The sequence below is a fragment of the Stutzerimonas kirkiae genome (assembly GCF_004327335.1).
Taxonomy (GTDB): domain Bacteria; phylum Pseudomonadota; class Gammaproteobacteria; order Pseudomonadales; family Pseudomonadaceae; genus Stutzerimonas; species Stutzerimonas kirkiae.
In genome coordinates this window covers 1-17920 of sequence record NZ_QJUO01000028.1, presented here as the reverse complement: position 1 = coordinate 17920, position 17920 = coordinate 1, and the positions used below count along the sequence as shown (strand labels likewise).

23 protein-coding genes are annotated in these 17920 nt (G+C 63.8%); 12 read left to right on the top strand and 11 right to left on the bottom strand.

Annotation, left to right across the window (positions count from 1 at the left end):
• Positions 1-138: 138 nt before the first annotated feature.
• The 4 genes from DNJ95_RS14510 to DNJ95_RS14495 are packed head-to-tail and all read right to left on the bottom strand — an operon-like array spanning position 139 to position 2754.
• The gene (locus tag DNJ95_RS14510) at positions 139-1461 is read right to left on the bottom strand and encodes an ATP-binding protein (RefSeq protein ID WP_131185445.1); all 1323 of its coding nucleotides are present in this window, start codon (positions 1459-1461) and stop codon (positions 139-141) included.
• Positions 1458-2123 carry a response regulator transcription factor gene (locus DNJ95_RS14505; RefSeq protein ID WP_131185444.1) on the bottom strand — a complete coding sequence of 222 codons (666 nt, stop codon included), beginning with the start codon at positions 2121-2123 and terminating at the stop codon, positions 1458-1460. The genes DNJ95_RS14510 and DNJ95_RS14505 overlap by 4 nt, the downstream gene beginning before the upstream one ends.
• Entirely contained in the window at positions 2123-2428 is a 306-nt protein-coding gene (locus DNJ95_RS14500; protein ID WP_131185443.1) for a PepSY domain-containing protein, read from the bottom strand. The genes DNJ95_RS14505 and DNJ95_RS14500 overlap by 1 nt, the downstream gene beginning before the upstream one ends.
• A 17-nt stretch (positions 2429-2445) precedes the next feature.
• Entirely contained in the window at positions 2446-2754 is a 309-nt protein-coding gene (locus DNJ95_RS14495; protein WP_131185442.1) for a PepSY domain-containing protein, read from the bottom strand.
• A 149-nt stretch (positions 2755-2903) separates the two neighbouring features.
• On the opposite strand from DNJ95_RS14495, the gene DNJ95_RS14490 reads away from it, so the two are divergent.
• On the top strand, positions 2904-3161 hold the full coding sequence (locus tag DNJ95_RS14490; protein ID WP_131185441.1) for a PepSY domain-containing protein: 258 nt from the start codon (positions 2904-2906) through the stop codon (positions 3159-3161).
• A 70-nt stretch (positions 3162-3231) separates the two neighbouring features.
• Here DNJ95_RS14490 and suhB read toward each other — a convergent pair whose 3' ends face one another.
• Complete coding sequence (gene suhB / locus DNJ95_RS14485; protein ID WP_131185440.1) at positions 3232-4047, bottom strand: type III secretion system regulator SuhB; 816 nt, start codon at positions 4045-4047, stop codon at positions 3232-3234.
• A gap of 242 nt (positions 4048-4289) precedes the next feature.
• Between suhB and trmJ the strand changes: the two genes are divergently transcribed.
• The 10 genes from trmJ to iscX all read left to right on the top strand — a co-directional run bounded on the left by trmJ (position 4290) and on the right by iscX (position 11588).
• Positions 4290-5096 carry a tRNA (cytosine(32)/uridine(32)-2'-O)-methyltransferase TrmJ gene (gene trmJ, locus DNJ95_RS14480; RefSeq protein WP_181953398.1) on the top strand — a complete coding sequence of 269 codons (807 nt, stop codon included), beginning with the start codon at positions 4290-4292 and terminating at the stop codon, positions 5094-5096.
• Positions 5096-5878 (top strand): serine O-acetyltransferase, encoded by a 783-nt coding sequence (gene cysE, locus DNJ95_RS14475; RefSeq protein ID WP_131185438.1) that lies wholly within the window; start codon positions 5096-5098, stop codon positions 5876-5878. Before trmJ ends, cysE begins: the two co-directional genes overlap by 1 nt.
• A 216-nt stretch (positions 5879-6094) precedes the next feature.
• A complete protein-coding gene (gene iscR / locus DNJ95_RS14470; RefSeq protein ID WP_131185437.1) occupies positions 6095-6586 on the top strand; it encodes a Fe-S cluster assembly transcriptional regulator IscR in 492 nt (163 codons plus the stop codon).
• A 30-nt stretch (positions 6587-6616) separates the two neighbouring features.
• Positions 6617-7831, top strand: coding sequence for an IscS subfamily cysteine desulfurase (locus DNJ95_RS14465; RefSeq protein ID WP_131185436.1), 1215 nt, complete (start codon positions 6617-6619; stop codon positions 7829-7831).
• Between the two features lie 45 nt (positions 7832-7876).
• A complete protein-coding gene (gene iscU / locus DNJ95_RS14460; RefSeq protein ID WP_131185435.1) occupies positions 7877-8263 on the top strand; it encodes a Fe-S cluster assembly scaffold IscU in 387 nt (128 codons plus the stop codon).
• 10 nt (positions 8264-8273) lie between these two features.
• Complete coding sequence (iscA, locus tag DNJ95_RS14455) at positions 8274-8597, top strand: iron-sulfur cluster assembly protein IscA (RefSeq protein WP_131185434.1); 324 nt, start codon at positions 8274-8276, stop codon at positions 8595-8597.
• 7 nt (positions 8598-8604) lie between these two features.
• On the top strand, positions 8605-9126 hold the full coding sequence (hscB, locus tag DNJ95_RS14450) for a co-chaperone HscB (RefSeq protein WP_131185484.1): 522 nt from the start codon (positions 8605-8607) through the stop codon (positions 9124-9126).
• A 42-nt stretch (positions 9127-9168) separates the two neighbouring features.
• A complete protein-coding gene (gene hscA, locus DNJ95_RS14445; protein ID WP_131185433.1) occupies positions 9169-11031 on the top strand; it encodes a Fe-S protein assembly chaperone HscA in 1863 nt (620 codons plus the stop codon).
• Between the two features lie 5 nt (positions 11032-11036).
• Complete coding sequence (gene fdx / locus DNJ95_RS14440; protein WP_131185432.1) at positions 11037-11375, top strand: ISC system 2Fe-2S type ferredoxin; 339 nt, start codon at positions 11037-11039, stop codon at positions 11373-11375.
• A 12-nt stretch (positions 11376-11387) separates the two neighbouring features.
• Positions 11388-11588 (top strand): Fe-S cluster assembly protein IscX, encoded by a 201-nt coding sequence (gene iscX / locus DNJ95_RS14435; protein ID WP_131185431.1) that lies wholly within the window; start codon positions 11388-11390, stop codon positions 11586-11588.
• Between the two features lie 91 nt (positions 11589-11679).
• Here iscX and DNJ95_RS19535 read toward each other — a convergent pair whose 3' ends face one another.
• From DNJ95_RS19535 to DNJ95_RS14405, 6 genes are all read right to left on the bottom strand, one after another.
• A complete protein-coding gene (locus DNJ95_RS19535) occupies positions 11680-12162 on the bottom strand; it encodes a Nif11-like leader peptide family natural product precursor (RefSeq protein ID WP_242671933.1) in 483 nt (160 codons plus the stop codon).
• A gap of 23 nt (positions 12163-12185) precedes the next feature.
• Positions 12186-13490 carry an OprD family porin gene (locus tag DNJ95_RS14425; protein WP_131185430.1) on the bottom strand — a complete coding sequence of 435 codons (1305 nt, stop codon included), beginning with the start codon at positions 13488-13490 and terminating at the stop codon, positions 12186-12188.
• 251 nt (positions 13491-13741) lie between these two features.
• Positions 13742-14842, bottom strand: a complete 1101-nt coding sequence (modC, locus tag DNJ95_RS14420) for a molybdenum ABC transporter ATP-binding protein (RefSeq protein WP_131185429.1) — start codon at positions 14840-14842, stop codon at positions 13742-13744.
• Positions 14843-14861: 19 nt separating this feature from the next.
• Positions 14862-15542 carry a molybdate ABC transporter permease subunit gene (gene modB / locus DNJ95_RS14415; protein WP_131185428.1) on the bottom strand — a complete coding sequence of 227 codons (681 nt, stop codon included), beginning with the start codon at positions 15540-15542 and terminating at the stop codon, positions 14862-14864.
• Positions 15543-16295: a molybdate ABC transporter substrate-binding protein gene (gene modA / locus DNJ95_RS14410; protein ID WP_131185427.1), complete on the bottom strand. Its 753-nt coding sequence runs from the start codon at positions 16293-16295 to the stop codon at positions 15543-15545.
• A 37-nt stretch (positions 16296-16332) separates the two neighbouring features.
• Positions 16333-17145 (bottom strand): TOBE domain-containing protein, encoded by an 813-nt coding sequence (locus DNJ95_RS14405; protein WP_131185426.1) that lies wholly within the window; start codon positions 17143-17145, stop codon positions 16333-16335.
• 183 nt (positions 17146-17328) lie between these two features.
• On the opposite strand from DNJ95_RS14405, the gene DNJ95_RS14400 reads away from it, so the two are divergent.
• The gene (locus tag DNJ95_RS14400; RefSeq protein ID WP_131185425.1) at positions 17329-17757 is read left to right on the top strand and encodes a TOBE domain-containing protein; all 429 of its coding nucleotides are present in this window, start codon (positions 17329-17331) and stop codon (positions 17755-17757) included.
• The last annotated feature ends 163 nt before the right edge of the window (positions 17758-17920 follow it).

Here is a 17920-nt window from a genome sequence, read left to right as displayed (position 1 = left end):
GCAGCAGGCGTGCCAATCAGGCGGTCGTGCGTGGTGGGGGAGTGCCCTCGATAAACGCGCTGGAGGCTGGAACGCCGGAGCAGAAGGGTACAGGCGGGATCGTTTTGCCTCCAGCTTTCCCACGCTCTATCCGAGCGTCTATCGGGCCTGCTCGACGGGTAGCCGTATATTCACGCGCAGGCCGCCGGCCGGGCTGTCCTGCAGCGTCCACTCGCCGCGCCAGGCAACGATGATATCGCGCACGATGCCCAGCCCCAGGCCGTGCCCGGCGGTCTCTTCGTCCAGGCGCGCACCGCGCTCCAGTACCTGTGCACGTTGCTCCTCGGCAATCCCGGGGCCATCGTCGTCGATCAGCAGGCAATAGCCGGTAGGCGTCGCTTCGATGCGCAGCTCGACGCGCTGCCTGGCCCATTTGCAGGCATTGTCCAGCAGGTTGCCGAGCAGCTCCAGCATATCCTCGCGGTCCCAGGGTAGCCGGCAGTCGGCAGGCGCCTGCCAGCGCAGGTCGAGGTGGCGGTCGTGGATCATCGCCAGGGTATCGAAAAGAGGCGGCAGCTCGCCGTCGCAATCGAAGTGCGAGCCGGGCAGCACGTCGCCGGCCAGGCGTGCGCGGCCCAGCTCGCGGCTGACACGTTGCTGCATCTGTTCCAGTTGTTCGAGCAGGTTGGCCTGCAACTGCGGGTGGGCGGCCAGTTCATCGCGCCGGCTGAGGCTGGCGAGCACCGCGAGCGGGGTTTTCAGGGCGTGGCCCAGGTTGCCCAGGGCATTGCGCGAGCGTTGCAGGGTGGCTTCGGTATGCTCCAGCAGCCGGTTGATCTGTTCCACCAGCGGTTGCAGTTCCTGCGGGCCCTGGGTGTCCAGGTGCTGGCGCTGGCCTTCCTGCAACTGGAGGATTTGCCGGCGCACCCGTTCCAGCGGGCGTAGCGCGATCTTCACCGCATAGCGCTGCAGCAGAAGGATCACCAGCAGGGCGCCGATGACCAGGCCGATGCCCCACAGGCGCACCTGGTTGAAATTGTCGAGGATCGGTGTGTAGTCCTGCGCGACGCTGATGCTGAACGTCTCGCCGGCGCGTCGATAATCGGCACGGTAGACCAGCAGGCTCTGGCCTTGCGGGCCCTCGACCAGTTCGTGGGCCAGGCCGGGCTCGTCCGGCCAGTGTGGCAGCGCGTCCCATAGCGAACGGGAGCGCCAGGTGTATCCGGGCAGTTCGATACGGAAATAATGCCCCGAGAAGGCGCGCTGGTAGCGCGGGTTGAGGCGTTGCAGGTCGAGTTGCATGCCGTCCGGGCCACGCACGATGGCGGTCAGCAGGCCTTCGGTTTCTTCCCGCAGGTCGTTTTCCAGGCTGCGCCGCAGGCCGGCTTCGAACAACCAGAGGCTGCTCTGCAACAATAGCAGGCTGACGGTCACGACCACGGTGATCAGCGCCAGGCCAAGGCCGCGCTGGATGGATTTCATTGCGCGCCGCCGAAGCGGTAGCCCTGGCCTCTGCGGGTTTCGATCTGCTCCCGGCCGAGCTTGCCCCGCAGCCGGTTGACCAGCACTTCGATGACGTTGGAGTCGCGCTCGGTCTCGCCGTCATAGAGGTGCTCGGCCAGTTGCAGCTTGGACAGCAGTTGTCCCGGATGCAGCATGAAGTAGCGCAACAGGCGGAATTCCCCGGCAGTCAGTTCGATATCCTGGCCATCCTTGCGGCAGACCTGGCGCGCCTCGTCCAGCTCCAGCCCGCCGGATTGCAGCAGCGGCTGGTTGGCCATGCCCTTGGCGCGCCGCAGCAGCGCCTGGATGCGCAACTGCAATTCTTCCGGGTGGAAGGGTTTGGTCAGGTAGTCGTCGGCCCCGGCCTTCAGCCCCTCGATGCGCTCGGACCAGGAACCGCGCGCGGTGAGGATCAGCACCGGCGTGGCCATGCCGCGCGCGCGCCAGGCCTGCAGGACCTGCAGGCCTGGCTTGCCCGGCAGGCCGAGATCCAGAACGATCAGGTCATAGGGTTCGCTGCTGCCCTGGTAGTCGGCGTCGCGACCATCGGCCAGCCAGTCGATGGCATAGCCCTGGCGGCCAAGGCTGGCGAGCAGTTCTTCGGCCAGGGGAATGTTGTCTTCGACCAATAGCAGGCGCATCAGTCTTCCTCGTCCTTGATCACCCGGCCGTCACGGGCGTCGATTTCCAGTTCGCGGGCAACGCCATCGACGGTGAGCAATTCGATCTCGTAGATATAACCGTCGTCTTCCTCTTCCAGCTCCGCTTCCAGCAGGCGTGCGCCTGGGTAGCGCTCCAGCGCGCGCAGCAATAGCTGCTCGAGCGGCAGGATGGCCCCCTGCTCGCGCAGTTTCAGGGCCTCGTCCTGGTCCAGGTCCCTGCCCGGCGCCGGGAGGGCGACGAGCAGGCTGGCCAGGGGGAGCAGGAACAGAACGCTCTTGTTCATGAAGTACCTGGGATTTTTCAGTCGTCCTGCTGGTCGCGCAGGACTTCGCCGGTCTTGGCATCCAGTGCCAGGTCCCACTGCACATTATTGCTGTCGCGCAATTCGACTTGATAGATGTAGCGGCCGTATTCGTCTTCCAGTTCGGTTTCCTCGACGCGGGCGCCGGGGTGCTTGGCCAGGGCCGCTTCGTTGAGTTTCTCGAACGAGAGGATGGTGCCGGCATCGCGCAGGCGCAGCGCCTCGTCCGGGCCGAGATCGCGGGCCATGGCCAGGTTGGCGCCCAGCAGCAGGCTGGCGGCGGTGAACAGGGTAGCGATGGTCTTCATGGTGATTCTCCGTGTGGGTTTCGACGGTTGCCACTGTATCCATGGGCAATTAACCGAAACTGAACGAAGGGGCTGAACTCTCGTGCCTGTATCGGGTTCGTAGATACAGGGCCCGAGGCCCTGTGATCACACTATTGAAGGAGTCGATTATGCACAAAAATCCGCTGATGTTGGCCGGTATGCTGTTGATGAGCGGCACCGTGTTCGCCGCCGATACCCCCGGCGCCGACTGGATTACCCTGGAAGAAGCCGCCGCCAAGGCCAGGCAGGCCGGCTATACGCAATTGCATGCGCTGGAAGCGGATGATGGCAAGTGGCAGGGCGAGGGGCTGAAGGCCGATGGCCGCAAATACGAGTTTCACATCGATCCGCGTAGCGGCACTGTGATCAAGGACAAGCTCGATTGAGCCCACTGCGGTGATAGAGAGCAGGCATTGCCACCGTATAAGCGCTGGCAATGCCTGTCTTCGCTGTGACTCAGCGTTTCATCGCGGCGGAAAGATGGGGCTGGATGGTGGTCAGTACGGCCTTGAAGCATTTGGCGTTGCCGGCGACGATCTGGCCCTTCTCGAGGAATTCGTGCCCGCCGCTGAAGTCGCTGACCAGCCCGCCCGCTTCCTGGATCAGCAGCGCGCCGGCGGCCATGTCCCACTCGGACAGGCCGAACTCCCAGAACGCGTCGAAGCGGCCTGCCGCGACGTAGGCCAGGTCCAGGCTGGCGGCCCCGGCGCGGCGCAGGCCGGCGGTCTGCCCGACCAGGTTGCGGAACATGTTGAGGTAGTTGTCCAGGTCGTCCAACTGGCCATCGCGGAAGGGGAAGCCGGTGCCGAGCAGGGCGCCGTCCAGGCTCTTGCGCGTGCCGACGCGCATGCGGCGGCCATTCAGCGCGGCGCCGCGGCCGCGGCTGGCGGTGAATTCTTCCTGGCGTACCGGGTCGAGCACGACGGCATGCTCCAGGCGGCCACGGTATTTGCAGGCGATGCTGACCGCGTAGTGTGGGACGCCACGGATGAAGTTGGTGGTGCCGTCCAGCGGATCGATGATCCATAGATAGTCGGCGCCATCGCCCTTGCCTTCGAGATGGCCGCCTTCCTCGCCCAGGATGCCGTGGTCGGGGTATGCCTTGCGCAGTGCCGCGACGATGGTCTGCTCGGCGGCGCGATCGACATCGGTGACATAGTCCCTGGCGTCCTTTTCGCTTATCGACAGCACATCCAGGCGCTCGGTGGAACGAATGATGAGTTCGCCGGCGCTGCGGGCGGCGCGCAGCGCGATATTCAGCATGGGCTGCATCGGTGGGTTTACCTGGTCGTTTAAAGAAAGCCGGGAATTCTACCAGAAAGAGGGCGTACAGGCTGCACACCACAATAAAAGAACAAGGTGATAGCGCGCTGCGAGGCAAAGAGCCGGAAAGAGCGCTGGAGGGGAGAGGAAAAGCACGGATTGCTCCGTTTCGCTCGGCCTCCAGCGCTCTTTCCGGATTTTCAGGCGCATAGCCTGGCGCAGAACGCATCCTGTAGTATTTCGCCTCCTTTATGACTACTGGCCGGGAATACCTAGTGTCGTTGCACAATATTCGTGTGGTTCTGGTCAATACCAGTCATCCGGGCAATATCGGCGGGGCGGCCCGCGCCATGAAAAACATGGGGCTTTCCCGCCTGGTGCTGGTCGATCCACAGGATTTTCCCAGCCCGGAGGCCGATGCCCGTGCCTCGGGGGCTACTGATATCCTCGAAAACGCCAGGGTCGTGGGTTGCCTGGAAGATGCGCTGGTCGGCTGCAGGCTGGCATTCGGTACCAGTGCCCGGGATCGCCGGATTCCCTGGCCGCTGCTGGACCCGCGAGAGTGCGCCTCGGTTGCGTACGATGAAGTTGCGAAGGGCGGCGAGGTCGCATTGGTGTTCGGCCGTGAATACGCGGGCCTGACCAATGAAGAATTGCAGCGCTGCCAATTTCATGTGCACATTCCCTCCGACCCGGAGTTCAGTTCCCTGAACCTGGCCAGCGCGGTCCAGGTGCTGGGCTACGAGGCACGCATGGCCTGGCTGCAACAGCAGGGGGCAAGCGACAGGCCGCAGAAGTCACAGGGGGATGAGCGGGGCGAAGAGGGGCTCGAGCGGGTGACCAGCGATGAGCTGGAACGCTATTTCAGGCACCTCGAGCAGACGCTGGTGGACATTGGTTTTCTCGATCCACAGCATCCTCGCCACCTCATGTCGCGACTGCGCAGGCTCTATGGGCGCTGTGCCATCGATCGAGTGGAAATGAATATCCTGCGCGGCATCCTGACCGAGACCCAGAAGGCGGCGCGCGGGGAGCCCCACAAGCGGAGAAAAGACTGATGTTCGATCGCATACGCGAAGATGTCCAGGGTGTTTTTCATCGTGATCCGGCTGCCAGGAATGCATTCGAGGTATTGACCTGCTACCCGGGGCTGCATGCCATCTGGATCCATCGGCTGTCGCACTGGCTATGGCGGCGGGGGCTGGAGTGGCTGGCGCGGATGAGTTCGAACCTGGGGCGCTGGCTGACGGGGGTGGAGATTCATCCGGGGGCGAAGATCGGTCGGCGTTTCTTCATCGATCACGGCATGGGGGTGGTGATCGGCGAGACGGCGGAGATCGGCGACGATGTCACGCTCTATCACGGCGTCACCCTGGGCGGGACCAGTTGGAACAAGGGCAAGCGTCATCCGACGCTGGAGGATGGTGTCATCGTTGGTGCCGGTGCGAAGATTCTCGGGCCCTTCACCGTCGGGGCGGGGGCCAAGGTCGGCTCCAATGCGGTGGTCACCCGGGAGGTGCCTGCGGGGGCGACGGTAGTCGGTATCCCGGGGCGAGTGATAGTGAAGGATTCGGGTGAGCAGGATGCCCGCCGGCGGGCGATCGCCGAGAAGATCGGTTTCGATGCCTATGGTGTGAGTGGCGACATGCCCGATCCGGTGTCGCGAGCCGTCGGCCAATTGCTTGACCATGTACATGCCGTTGACGAGCGTCTCGAACAGATGGACAAGGTGCTTGCCGCGCTTGGCGGGAATTACTCCGCCAGGAGCCTGCCACCCCTGCCGGAAAACGATTTTGCGGAGGAATACCCGGAGGCGGGGGCGGAACGCCCGGCCGACTAGGTGCGTGTTACGGCAGCGGGGGAACTGCGGCGGGTTTTGAAGTAAGTGGCACTGTGCTGCTAGAATGCGCGCCCGTTCGGGGCGCCTGGTCACTCTTCTTTCGTCGCGGATGGCGCCTGTCGTGTCAATGCCTTAGTGAATTGATAGGTTTTATAGTTGACCTAAATACTCGGGAATTGCATAATTGCGGCAAACCGTGACACCGGGTACAAGTTGATGCGATTGACCACGAAAGGCCGCTATGCCGTAACCGCCATGCTCGATCTTGCGCTGCACGCACAGCATGGGCCGGTATCCCTCGCCGATATATCCGAGCGTCAGGGGATTTCGCTTTCCTATCTCGAGCAACTGTTCGCCAAGTTGCGCCGCAACATGCTGGTCAGCAGCGTGCGTGGCCCGGGCGGCGGCTATCGTCTTTCGCGCGGGATGGACAGCATTCAGGTCGTGCAGGTGATCGACGCCGTCAACGAGTCTGTCGATGCTACACGCTGCCAGGGTCTGGGCGGTTGCCACTCCGGGGATGTCTGCCTGACCCATCATCTCTGGTGTGACCTGAGCGACCGCATTCACGAGTTCCTGAGTGGTATCAGCCTGGGCGATCTGGTTTCGCGCCAGGAGGTGCAGGATGTCGCGCTGCGCCAGGATATGCGCAGGGCCGGTGGCAAGGCTGCGCACCAAGACAAGATCGAAGCGTCCGCCATCGACTGAGCCGGATGACCGCCTGATTAGGAGACACTGATGAAACTGCCGATCTACCTCGATTATTCCGCTACGACTCCCGTGGACCCACGGGTCGCCGAGAAGATGATCGAATGCCTGACCTTCGATGGCAACTTCGGTAACCCGGCTTCCCGTTCCCATGCATTCGGCTGGCGCGCCGAAGAGGCGGTCGAGAATGCCCGTCGCCAGGTCGCCGAACTGGTCAATGCCGACCCGCGCGAGATCGTCTGGACCTCCGGTGCGACCGAGTCCGACAACCTGGCGATCAAAGGCGTCGCGCACTTCTATTCGTCCAAGGGCAAGCACATCGTCACCACCAAGATCGAGCACAAGGCGGTTCTCGATACGGCTCGCCAACTCGAGCGCGAAGGCTTCGAGGTGACCTATATCGAGCCGGGCGAAGATGGTCTGATCACCCCCTTGATGGTCGAGGCGGCGTTGCGCGAGGACACCGTGCTGGTGTCGGTCATGCACGTGAACAACGAGATCGGCACCATCAACGATATCGCCGCGATCGGTGAACTGACGCGTTCGCGCGGCATCCTGTTCCATGTGGACGCGGCCCAGTCCACCGGCAAGGTGGAGATCGACCTGGAGAAGATGAAGGTCGACCTGATGTCCTTCTCCGCGCACAAGACCTATGGCCCGAAAGGCGTTGGTGCCCTGTATGTAAGGCGCAAGCCGCGTGTGCGCCTGGAAGCCCAGACCCACGGCGGCGGCCATGAGCGCGGTATGCGCTCGGGCACCCTGGCGACGCATCAGATCGTCGGCATGGGCGAGGCCTTCCGTATCGCCAAGGCGGAAATGGTTGCCGAGAACGCCCGCATCCTGGCCCTGCGCGAGCGCTTCTACAGGCAGGTCGAGCACCTGGAAGAGTTGTATATAAACGGCAGCATGACGGCGCGCGTTCCGCACAATCTCAACCTCAGCTTCAACTATGTCGAGGGCGAGTCACTGATCATGGCGCTCAAGGACCTGGCGGTTTCGTCAGGCTCGGCCTGTACTTCCGCGTCCCTGGAGCCGTCTTACGTCCTGCGTGCGCTTGGGCGCAACGACGAGTTGGCGCACAGTTCCATTCGTTTTACCTTCGGGCGTTTCACCACGGAGGAGGAAGTGGACTATGCGGCACAGAAAATTAGCGAGGCGGTGACCAAGCTGCGGGAACTGTCCCCGTTGTGGGACATGTTCAAAGATGGCGTCGATATTTCCAAGATCGAGTGGCAGGCCCACTGATCCGGTTTCGACCACGCCCTGCCTGACTGAGATGAGGATTGCACCATGGCTTACAGCGAAAAGGTCATAGACCACTACGAAAACCCGCGCAATGTCGGCAAGTTCGATGCGCAGGATTCCAGCATCGGCACCGGCATGGTTGGCGCCCCAGCCTGTGGCGATGTCATGCGCCTGCAGATCAAGGTGAACGAGCAGGGCGTCATCGAGGATGCCAAGTTCAAGACCTATGGCTGCGGCTCCGCCATCGCTTCCAGTTCCCTCGCCACCGAATGGATGAAGGGCAAGACGCTGGAAGAGGCCGAAACCATCAAGAACACCCAGTTGGCGGAAGAGCTGGCATTGCCGCCGGTCAAGATCCATTGCTCGGTATTGGCCGAGGATGCGATCAAGGCTGCCGTGCGCGACTACCGCGAGAAGAACGGGCTGCTCTGAGGAGGTTGCAATGGCCATCACCATGACATCGGCTGCGGCCGATCATGTGCGGCGTTCCCTGGAGGGGCGTGGCAAGGGTGAGGGGATTCGCCTGGGCGTGCGCACCACCGGGTGTTCCGGGCTGGCCTATGTGCTCGAGTTCGTCGATGAAGTGGCGGCCGAGGACGCGGTTTTCGAGAATCATGGCGTCAAGGTGATCATCGACCCGAAAAGCCTGGTCTATCTCGATGGTACTGAGCTTGACTTCGTTCGCGAGGGGCTCAACGAGGGCTTCAGATTCAACAACCCCAACGTGCGTGGCGAGTGTGGCTGCGGCGAAAGCTTCAATGTCTGAGGCCAGTGTGGGTATTCCCTGTCATTACGCCATGTTCGGCCTGCAGCCCGAGTTCGATATCGATCTGGAGTACCTGGCCAGTCGTTATCGTGAACTGGTGCGCCAGGTCCATCCGGATCGCTTCGCCGACGCATCCGAAGCCGAGCAGCGACAGGCGCTGGAGCAGGCGGCGAATCTCAACGAAGCCTATCAGGTGCTGCGCAGCCCGTCCGCCCGCGCCCGCTATCTGCTGGCGCTGAACGGTTCCGAGTTGCCGCTGGAGGCGACCGTGCAGGACCCGGAATTCCTGCTGCAGCAGATGCAGTGGCGGGAGGAGCTGGAAGACCTGCAGGACGCCGCCGACCTCGAGGGTGTCGATACCTTCAAGCGCCGCCTGCGCCAGGCCCAGCAGGACCTGCAGGATGCCTTTTCCTCCAGTTGGCGGGACGCCGCGCAGCGCAGTGAAGCCGAGTTGCTGGTGCGGCGCATGCAGTTTCTCGACAAACTGTCCCGGGAAGTGCGCCAGTTGGAAGAGCGCCTCGACGATTAACCTCCGTGCAGCGCCTGGCGCTGTGCCTGATGTCAGATAGATATGGCCTTACTTCAGATTGCAGAGCCAGGACAGAGCCCCCAGCCTCATCAGCGGCGCCTGGCCGTCGGCATCGATCTCGGAACCACCAATTCTCTCGTGGCGGCGCTACGCAGTGGTGTGACCACGCCGCTGGCGGATGCCGACGGTCAGGTCATCCTGCCGTCCGCCGTGCGCTACCTGGCCGACCGGGTGGCGGTCGGGCGTGAGGCGTTGCAGGCCGCGGTGGTCGACCCGTTCAATACCGTCATTTCGGTCAAGCGCCTGATGGGGCGCGGGCTGGAGGATGTCAAGCAGCTTGGCGAGCAGTTGCCCTACCATTTCGTTGCCGGCGATTCGCAGATGCCTTTCATCGAAACGGTGCAGGGCGCCAAAAGCCCGGTAGAGATTTCCTCGGAGATCCTGCGTGCCCTGCGCGAGCGCGCCGAGCAGGCCTTGGGTGGCGAACTGGTCGGCGCGGTGATCACCGTGCCGGCCTATTTCGACGATGCCCAGCGCCAGGCGACCAAGGATGCCGCGCGGCTGGCCGGGCTCAACGTGTTGCGCCTGCTCAACGAGCCGACGGCGGCCGCTGTCGCCTATGGTCTCGATCGCCAGGCCGAGGGTGTCATCGCTGTCTATGACCTGGGCGGCGGCACCTTCGATATTTCCATCCTGCGCCTGACCCAGGGCGTGTTCGAGGTGCTGGCCACGGGCGGCGATACCGCGCTGGGTGGCGATGATTTCGACCTTGTCATCGCCCACTGGGTGTTGCAGCAGGCCGGGCAGTCCAGTGACCTGGAGCCGGGCGCACAGCGTGCGCTGCTGCAACTGGCCTGTGCGGCCAAGGAGCGCCTGACCCGGCAGGACGCTGTCGAGCTGGCCCATGCCGGCTGGAGTGGCGTGCTGACACGAGCGCTATTCCATGAACTGATCGATCCGCTGATTGCGCGCAGCCTCAAGGCTTGCCGCCGGGCCGTGCGGGATACTGGTGTCGAGCTGGAAGAAATTTCCGCGGTGGTCATGGTCGGCGGCTCGACGCGTGTACCCAGGGTGCGCGAACGGGTCGGCGAATTGTTCCAGCGCCAGCCGCTGACCGATATCGACCCGGATCAGGTGGTGGCCATCGGGGCCGCGATCCAGGCCGAGACCCTGGCCGGCAACAACCGTGGCGGCGACGAGTTGCTGCTGCTGGATGTGATCCCGCTGTCCCTCGGGCTGGAAACCATGGGTGGCCTGATGGAAAAGGTGATCGTGCGCAACACCACCATCCCGGTGGCGCGGGCGCAGGAGTTCACTACCTACAAGGATGGCCAGACGGCCATGATGATCCATGTGTTGCAGGGCGAGCGCGAACTGATTTCCGGTTGCCGTTCGCTGGCACGCTTCGAGCTGCGTGGCATTCCGCCGATGGTCGCCGGTGCGGCCAAGGTGCGCGTGACCTTCCAGGTGGATGCCGACGGCCTGCTCAGTGTCTCGGCGCGGGAGCTGGCCTCCGGTGCCGAGGCGAGCATCGAGGTCAAGCCTTCCTATGGCTTGAGCGATGGCGAGATCGCGCGGATGCTGGAGGAATCCTTCAGCAAGGCCGGCGAAGACAAGGCGGCGCGCGCCCTGCGCGAGCAACTGGTGGAGGCGCAGCGCCTGCTGGAGGCGGTGCAGGCGGCATTGCTGGTCGACGGTGAGCGCCTGCTACAGCCCGAAGAACGCCTGGCGATCGACGCCGAAGTACACAGAATGGGCGAACTGCTGGAGAGCACGGACAGCGTGGCCGTGGAGCAGCAGATCAGAAAGCTTGGCCAGGTGACCGACGCCTTTGCCGCACGGCGTCTGGATTCGACCGTCAAGGCCGCACTGGCGGGCCGACGTCTTAATGAAATCGAGGATTGAGCGAGATGCCGCAAATTACCTTCCTGCCCAATGCCGATCATTGCCCGGATGGCGCGGTGATCGAGGCGGAAACCGGTGAAACCGTGCTGGACGCCGCATTGCGCAATGGCATCGATATCGAGCATGCCTGCGAGAAGTCCTGCGCCTGTACCACCTGCCATATCATCGTGCGCGAAGGGCAGGCTTCGCTCGAGCCTTCCGATGAGCTGGAAGACGATATGCTGGACAAGGCCTGGGGGCTGGAGCCCGACTCGAGACTGTCCTGCCAGGCGGTGGTGGCTGATCGTGACCTGGTCGTGGAGATTCCCAAGTACACCATCAACCAGGTTTCCGAAGGGCATTGAGGCGAGGTGTATATGGAGCTGAAATGGGCGGATGTGCTGGACATCGCCATCGAACTGTCCGAACGCAAGCCGGAGGTCGATCCACGCTACCTGAATTTCGTTGAACTGCACCGCTGGGTGCTGGAGTTGCCCGGGTTCGCCGATGATCCCCAGCGCGGCGGCGAGAAAGTCCTGGAGGCGATCCAGGCCGCCTGGATAGAAGAGCGGGAGTAGGCGGCCGGGGCTTCAGGCGGCAGGCTTCGGGAAAAGCCTGACCAGGGTGGGCCGATGCCCGCACGCTGGTATGCCTGAAGCCTGGATACCCTCAGGCGCGCAACAGCGCCTTGACCAGCTTGGCGGAAAGCTGGTCTTCGGTGAATTGCGGCTCGTTCGGCGGGTAGAGCGAGTCTTCGTGGATACCGAAACCATATTCCTTGCCGAGTGTGATCAACTCGCGCACTTTTTCACAGGCTTTCAGTTTTTCGCCGAGATCCTGGTCGGTTCTGGCTTGGCTGGAGAATGCTTTGATTTCCTGGATGGACATGCTGCTTTTCTCTATCTCGGTTATGCAAGGCCAGGCCGGATGCCGTGGCGATTGCCTCAATGCAAGCCGAATGCCAGGAAAAATGCCTGACCAGTGGCGTATTGGCTGGTATTTCGGCGCACATTGAGGCCAATCCGACAAAGCCTTTGCAGTAAACCGGACAGCCCCTGGTTGTCGTGACGACGACCAGGCGGCGGATGGTGCCGTTATATCCGCAGGAGCGGCCCTGGCCGCGAGGCGCTGCAGCAAGGGTTTCTCGCGCAAGCCCGCTCCCACGGCCGCAGCCCCTAGAGCAGCGGAATGCTGTAGCTGAGGATCAGCCGGTGTTCGTCCCGGTCGGCGCTGTCGTTGCCGCGCAGCGTGGCGTTGCGCCAACTGAAGCCCAGGCCCTTGAGCGGACCGCTGGCGACCTGGTAGTCCAGGCGGATGTCGCGTTCCCACTCCCGGCGGCTGTCGGCGGCACGGATGTCGTCGCCGCTGAAGTATTTGAGGCTGGCCTTCAGGCCGGGCACCCCCAGGCTGGCGAAGTCATAGGCATATTCGCCTACCCAGGTCTTTTCCCCGGCATTGGCGAACTTGCCCAGTTGTGCATCGGTAATCAGGTAGACCGACTCGCCCTGGCCCTGGTTGAGGCGTGGAAAATCGCTGTTGCCGGAAACCCGCTGGTAGCCGGCGGCGAGGCTGTGCCCCTGCACGCTGTAGCCTAGCCTGATGCTCCACAGGCGATTGTCCACTTGCCCGCGGCTGGCATCGCCGGTGCGCCAGTAGCCATTGCTGGCATAGCCTTGCACACGGCCGGCGCTGTTGCCGTTGGCACCGTCGTCGCCGCTGTCAAAGTAGCGCAGGTCGGTTTTCAGGGTTCCTGCCGCCAGCTTCAGGTCGTGGCCGAGGCCGAGGAAGTGCTGTTTGTAGAAGTCTTCCAGGTTTGCGTAGTAATACTGTACGAGCAGGTTTCTGGTGAGCTGGTAGTCGGCCCCGGCGAAGCGGAAGCTGTTGCTGTCGGCGCCTGAGCCGGCCAGCTTCAGGCCCTGCTTGTCGGTGGAGGCACGTTCGACCGAATGCTCCAGCATACCGCCGAGCAGCCGCAGGCCGTCGATTTCCTCGATGGTGATCTGCCCGCCCTCGAAGGTCTGCGGCAGCAGCCTGCCGTCGTTGTGGACCAGTACCGGCATCTTCGGCAGCAGGGTGCCGAACTGCGCTTGGCTCTTCGAAATGCGCAGCTTGCCGGTCAGCCCGAAGTGGCCGAATTCGTCGACCGCGCGGTTGTCCCGGTCCAGCGGGAACACCGAACCGGGCGAACGGCTGATGCCGTTCTTGCCCGCACGGCCACCGGAATCCAGGCGGATGCCATACAGACCGAGGGCATCGAGGCCGACCCCGACAGTGCCTTCGGTGAAGCCGGAACGATAGGCGAAGGTGAACCCCTGGCCCCATTCCTCGACAGAGGCCGAGCGCTGGTTGCGGGTATCCTGGTTGATATAGAAATTGCGCAGGCCCAGCGAGGCCGTGCTGTCCTCGATGAACGCGGCATGGGTTACCGCCGCCGGCAGCAGGGCGACGAGGATTGCCAGGGACGATCGTGTTCTTTCCATCTGCTCGATGCTCCACCAGAAAAGGGAATGGGCTTGCGCTGCAAGCCTGCAAGCAAGAGCAAGATGGTTGCCATTCCACTACTGGATACTTATTCCTTTTCAATCAATTAGTTGTATGATTTTGAGGTGGCGTGGGGATGTTGCGAAACCGATAATCCGAGTTTTTCTATGTTGTTTTGTATATTTAAAGACAATTGAAAAACGCTCGTCGAGGAGCGCCGGGATTGGTCGCTCCATCATCTGCGGCCGTCTCAACCCAGCAAGGCCACGCTCTTGATCTGTGCCCAGAGCCTGCGGCCGGGCGTTGCCCCGAGCTGGTCGGCGGAGCGCCGGGTGATGCGTGCCAGCAGTGGCGTGCCGTCGGCATCCAGGCCTACCAGTACATGGGCTGGGGTGTCCGTGGCGACCACTTCCCGCACGCTGACCGCCAGCGCATTGGTGATGCTGCTGCCTTCGATGGGGGCGATGGAGAGGCTGACGTCGCGGGCACTCACGCGAAAGCGCAGGGGTTGGCCGATGGCTTCGGGCCGGCGCGCCACCAGCACGTTGCCACCGCGAAAGACCAGGCGGGTGAGCTGGTAGCGGTCATCGTGTTCGCTGACCGTCGACTGGATGAGCACGCCGGCGTCCTCGCCGAAGGCGATGGGCAGGTCGAGCCGCGCCAGGGTTTGCTGCAGGCCGCCCTGGGCGATCGCCCGGCCATCTTCCAACAGCACCAGGTGGTCGGCCAGCCGCGCCACTTCATCGGGGGAGTGGCTGACATAGAGGATCGGGATCTCCAGGTCGTCGTGCAGGCGCTCCAGGTAGGGCAGGATTTCGTTCTTGCGCTTGAGGTCCAGCGCCGCCAGTGGTTCGTCCATCAGCAGCAGCCGCGGACTGGTCAGCAGCGCACGGGCGATGCCGACGCGCTGGCGCTCGCCGCCCGAGAGGCGCTGTGGCATGCGCTCGAGCAGGTGGCCGATGCCCAGCAGTTGCATGACCCTGTCCCAGGGTACCTTGCGCAGGCCGGCATCGACCCGGCGCATGCCGTACTGCAGGTTGCGCCGCACCGACAGGTGCGGGAACAGGCTGGGCTCCTGGAACACGTAGCCCAGCGCACGCCGGTGCACCGGCACGAAGAGTGCGCTGGCGGAGTCCTGCCAGAGCTCGCCGTTGATCTCCACACGCGCCTGTTGCGCCCGTTCCAGCCCGGCGATGCAGCGCAGGCAGGTGGTCTTGCCGGAGCCCGAATGGCCGAACAGCGCGGTGACGCCATGGCCGGGGAGGTTCAGCTCGACATCCAGTTCGAAACCTGGATAGTCCAGGCGCAGGCGCGCATGAATCGACTTTTCGGGGTTATGGGTGCTGCTCATGGGCGGGCTATCCTGTCGATCACCCCAGCCCTGGCTTGAAGCGCCGGCTGGAGTAGAGGGCGAGCAGCACGAAGAAGGAGAAGGCCACCATGCCACCGGCGAGCCAGTGGGCCTGGGCGTACTCCATCGCCTCGACGTGGTCGAAGATCTGTACCGACACCGTGCGCGTCCTTTCCGGGATATTGCCGCCGATCATCAGCACCACGCCGAATTCACCGACGGTATGGGCGAAGCCGAGGATCGCGGCGGTGACGAAGCCGGGTCGCGCCAGTGGCAGCACCACCGTGAAGAAACAGTTCCAGGGGCTGGCGCGCAGGGTCGCGGCGACCTCCAGCGGCCGTTCGCCGATTGCCTCGAAGGCATTCTGCAGGGGCTGCACGACGAACGGCAGCGAATAGAACACCGAGCCCACCACCAGCCCGGCGAAGGTGAAGGGCAGGGTGCCCAGGCCGAGCGACTGGGTCAGTTGCCCGACCGGCCCGTGCGGGCCCATGGTCACCAGCAGGTAGAAGCCAAGCACGGTCGGTGGCAGCACCAGCGGCAAGGCCACCAGCGCCCCTACCGGCCCTTTCAGGCGCGAGCGGGTGCGCGCCAGCCACCAGGCGATCGGCGTGCCGATCAGCAACAGCAGCAGGGTGGTCAGCGACGCCAGCTCGAGGGTCAGCCGGATGGCGGCGAGGTCGAGGGCCGACAGTGGCATTCAGAGCTCGTAGCCGTAGGCCTTGATCACCGCAGCGGCCTGCTCGCCCTTGAGGTAATCGACCAGCGCCTGGGCCGCGGGGTTGTCCTTGCCCTTGGCGAGGATCACCGCGTCCTGGCGGATCGGCTGGTAGAGCTCGTCCGGCACCTGCCAGGCGGAGCCCGAGGTCAGCTTGCCGTCCTTGGACACCTGGGACAGTGCGACGAAGCCCAACTCGGCGTTGCCGGTGGCGACGAACTGGTAGGCCTGGGTGATATTGCTGCCCTCCACCAGCTTGGGCGCGACGGTCTGGCTCAGGCCCAGCCGCTCCAGCACCTGGGTGGCGGCCAGTCCGTAGGGCGCGGTCTTCGGATTGGCGATGGACAGGTGCTTGAAGGTATTGTCCTTGAGTACCTGGCCGCCTTCGTCGACATAGCCGGGTTCGGCCGACCACAGCACCAGCTTGCCGATGGCATAGGTGAAGCGCGAGCCGGGCAGGGTTTCGCCCTCGCTTTCCAGCCTGGCCGGGGTGCTGTCGTCGGCAGAGAGGAATACCTCGAAAGGTGCGCCATTCCTGATCTGGGTATAGAAGCCGCCGGTCGGACCGAAGGCGGCGATGACCTTGTGGCCGGTGGCCGTTTCGAAACCGGCGGCGATTTCCTTGATCGGCGCGGTGAAGTTCGCCGCGACGGCGACCTGCACTTCAGCGGCATGGCCGGCGCAGGCCAGCAGGGTGGCGGCGAGGGGTAGCAACAGGCGGGGAAGGCGAGTCATGGGGTCAGGCTCCTGGAGACATGGGACGGGTGGGTTTTCATTCGCAGACAGCCAGGATCACGCTGGATGCCTTGAACAGGGCACAGGCTCGCAGCCCGGGGGTGATGCCCAGATCCTTGCAACTGGCGGCGGTCACCACGCAGGTGACACTGCGGCCGGAAGGCAGCGTCAGCGTCACTTCGCTGTTCACCGGGCCTTCATGCACGGTCGAGACCGTGCCCCACAACTGGTTGCGCGCGGTGAGCCTGAGCGAGGGGTCGATGGCCAGCATCACCGACGAGGACTTGACCAGGGCGGTGACCTCGCGGCCAATCGCCAGGCCGAGGTTTTCCGCGCTGGCGCTGGTGATGATGGCGGCGATCTCGGTGTCGGCATCGAGCTGGATGCGCACCTCGTAGTCGATGCCGCCAGTGCGCAGCCCGGTGACAGGCCCGGAGAACTGGTTGCGGGCGCTGGTTTTCATGCTCATGCGGTGCATGAGTTTCTGGAACGCCTGGATATCGCCACCGTCCACCTCCTTGAGTCGTTCCGCGAGCCGGTCGAGGGTCGCCTGGTATTCGATCTCCAGGGCGCGGTACATGGCGACGATACGGCGGCCATAATCGGTCAGTTGCGTACCGCCGCCCTGGCGCCCGCCGATGGTCCTGCTCACCAGTGGCTCGGGCGCCAGGTTGTTGAGAGTGTCGAGGGCGTCCCAGGCCGCCTTGTAGGACAGCGGCACGGCCTTGGCGGCCCGATTGATCGAGCCTTCGCGCTGGATCGCCTCGAGCAGGCGGATACGGGTATCGCTCAGCGCGGTGCCGACTTCGGTGTCCAGCGACATGCGGGCGAGAAAGCGAGTGGCGCTCATGGCGGGCCTACCTGGTTTATCTATCTAGACGGCTTTATGTAAAGCAATACCCATACCATATGTGTGTTTTCTGGGGTTCCAAGGCTACAAGCCGCTCGGCTAGAGTTTTCCCGGTCGCGTTCCCTACAAATCCATGTAGCGAACGCCAATCGCTGTCGCAAACGCTACAGAGCGGGAGTCATCATGAAAATCAGTGCACGCAATGTCTTCAAGGGCACCATCAGCCGGCTGCAAGCAGGGGCGGTCAACGCCCAGGTCGAGATCGACCTGGGCCAGGGCGACCGGCTGGTCTCGGTGGTCACGCAGGAAAGTGTCACGGCGCTGGGGCTGGCCATCGGCAAGGAGGTCGTAGCGATCGTCAAGGCGCCCTGGGTGCTGCTGATGGCCGAGGGCGAGGGTGTACGTCTTTCCGCCCGCAACCTGTTGAGCGGGGTGGTGAAGAACGTCGAGGCGGGGGCGGTCAACAGCGAGGTGACCCTGACCCTGCCCGGTGGCGCCGAGGTAACCTCGATCGTCACCCGGGAGGCGGTGGCCGAGCTGGGCCTCAAGCCCGGCGCCAAGGCTACCGCGGTGATCAAGGCCTCCAATGTGATCCTCGGCGTGCCGGCCTGAGAAAGCGCTTTTCCAAGGGCCACGGCACGGCTCCACTGCCGTGGCCAGCATCGACTGCCGTTCCCGTTCCCGTTCCCATTCCCGTACGCGGCCAAGGCCGCCGCTACGCCTGCACGCTTGCATCCAGGCACGGACGGCCACACTCTTCGTCCCGCCTCCCGCC

What these genes read in the sequence shown, in the direction of transcription:
- DNJ95_RS14510 (WP_131185445.1), bottom strand. Translation starts at nt 1,461, where the DNA reads ATGAAATCCATCCAGCGCGGCCTTGGCCTGGCGCTGATCACCGTGGTC.
- DNJ95_RS14495 (WP_131185442.1), bottom strand. Translation starts at nt 2,754, where the DNA reads ATGAAGACCATCGCTACCCTGTTCACCGCCGCCAGCCTGCTGCTGGGC.
- trmJ (WP_181953398.1), top strand. Translation starts at nt 4,290, where the DNA reads ATGACTACTGGCCGGGAATACCTAGTGTCGTTGCACAATATTCGTGTG.
- modA (WP_131185427.1), bottom strand. Translation starts at nt 16,295, where the DNA reads ATGACTCGCCTTCCCCGCCTGTTGCTACCCCTCGCCGCCACCCTGCTG.
- DNJ95_RS14465 (WP_131185436.1), top strand. Translation starts at nt 6,617, where the DNA reads ATGAAACTGCCGATCTACCTCGATTATTCCGCTACGACTCCCGTGGAC.
- cysE (WP_131185438.1), top strand. Translation starts at nt 5,096, where the DNA reads ATGTTCGATCGCATACGCGAAGATGTCCAGGGTGTTTTTCATCGTGAT.
- modB (WP_131185428.1), bottom strand. Translation starts at nt 15,542, where the DNA reads ATGCCACTGTCGGCCCTCGACCTCGCCGCCATCCGGCTGACCCTCGAG.
- DNJ95_RS14405 (WP_131185426.1), bottom strand. Translation starts at nt 17,145, where the DNA reads ATGAGCGCCACTCGCTTTCTCGCCCGCATGTCGCTGGACACCGAAGTC.
- suhB (WP_131185440.1), bottom strand. Translation starts at nt 4,047, where the DNA reads ATGCAGCCCATGCTGAATATCGCGCTGCGCGCCGCCCGCAGCGCCGGC.
- DNJ95_RS14400 (WP_131185425.1), top strand. Translation starts at nt 17,329, where the DNA reads ATGAAAATCAGTGCACGCAATGTCTTCAAGGGCACCATCAGCCGGCTG.
- iscX (WP_131185431.1), top strand. Translation starts at nt 11,388, where the DNA reads ATGGAGCTGAAATGGGCGGATGTGCTGGACATCGCCATCGAACTGTCC.
- DNJ95_RS14490 (WP_131185441.1), top strand. Translation starts at nt 2,904, where the DNA reads ATGCACAAAAATCCGCTGATGTTGGCCGGTATGCTGTTGATGAGCGGC.
- iscU (WP_131185435.1), top strand. Translation starts at nt 7,877, where the DNA reads ATGGCTTACAGCGAAAAGGTCATAGACCACTACGAAAACCCGCGCAAT.
- DNJ95_RS14505 (WP_131185444.1), bottom strand. Translation starts at nt 2,123, where the DNA reads ATGCGCCTGCTATTGGTCGAAGACAACATTCCCCTGGCCGAAGAACTG.
- DNJ95_RS14500 (WP_131185443.1), bottom strand. Translation starts at nt 2,428, where the DNA reads ATGAACAAGAGCGTTCTGTTCCTGCTCCCCCTGGCCAGCCTGCTCGTC.
- fdx (WP_131185432.1), top strand. Translation starts at nt 11,037, where the DNA reads ATGCCGCAAATTACCTTCCTGCCCAATGCCGATCATTGCCCGGATGGC.
- iscA (WP_131185434.1), top strand. Translation starts at nt 8,274, where the DNA reads ATGGCCATCACCATGACATCGGCTGCGGCCGATCATGTGCGGCGTTCC.
- hscA (WP_131185433.1), top strand. Translation starts at nt 9,169, where the DNA reads ATGGCCTTACTTCAGATTGCAGAGCCAGGACAGAGCCCCCAGCCTCAT.
- iscR (WP_131185437.1), top strand. Translation starts at nt 6,095, where the DNA reads ATGCGATTGACCACGAAAGGCCGCTATGCCGTAACCGCCATGCTCGAT.
- DNJ95_RS14425 (WP_131185430.1), bottom strand. Translation starts at nt 13,490, where the DNA reads ATGGAAAGAACACGATCGTCCCTGGCAATCCTCGTCGCCCTGCTGCCG.
- modC (WP_131185429.1), bottom strand. Translation starts at nt 14,842, where the DNA reads ATGAGCAGCACCCATAACCCCGAAAAGTCGATTCATGCGCGCCTGCGC.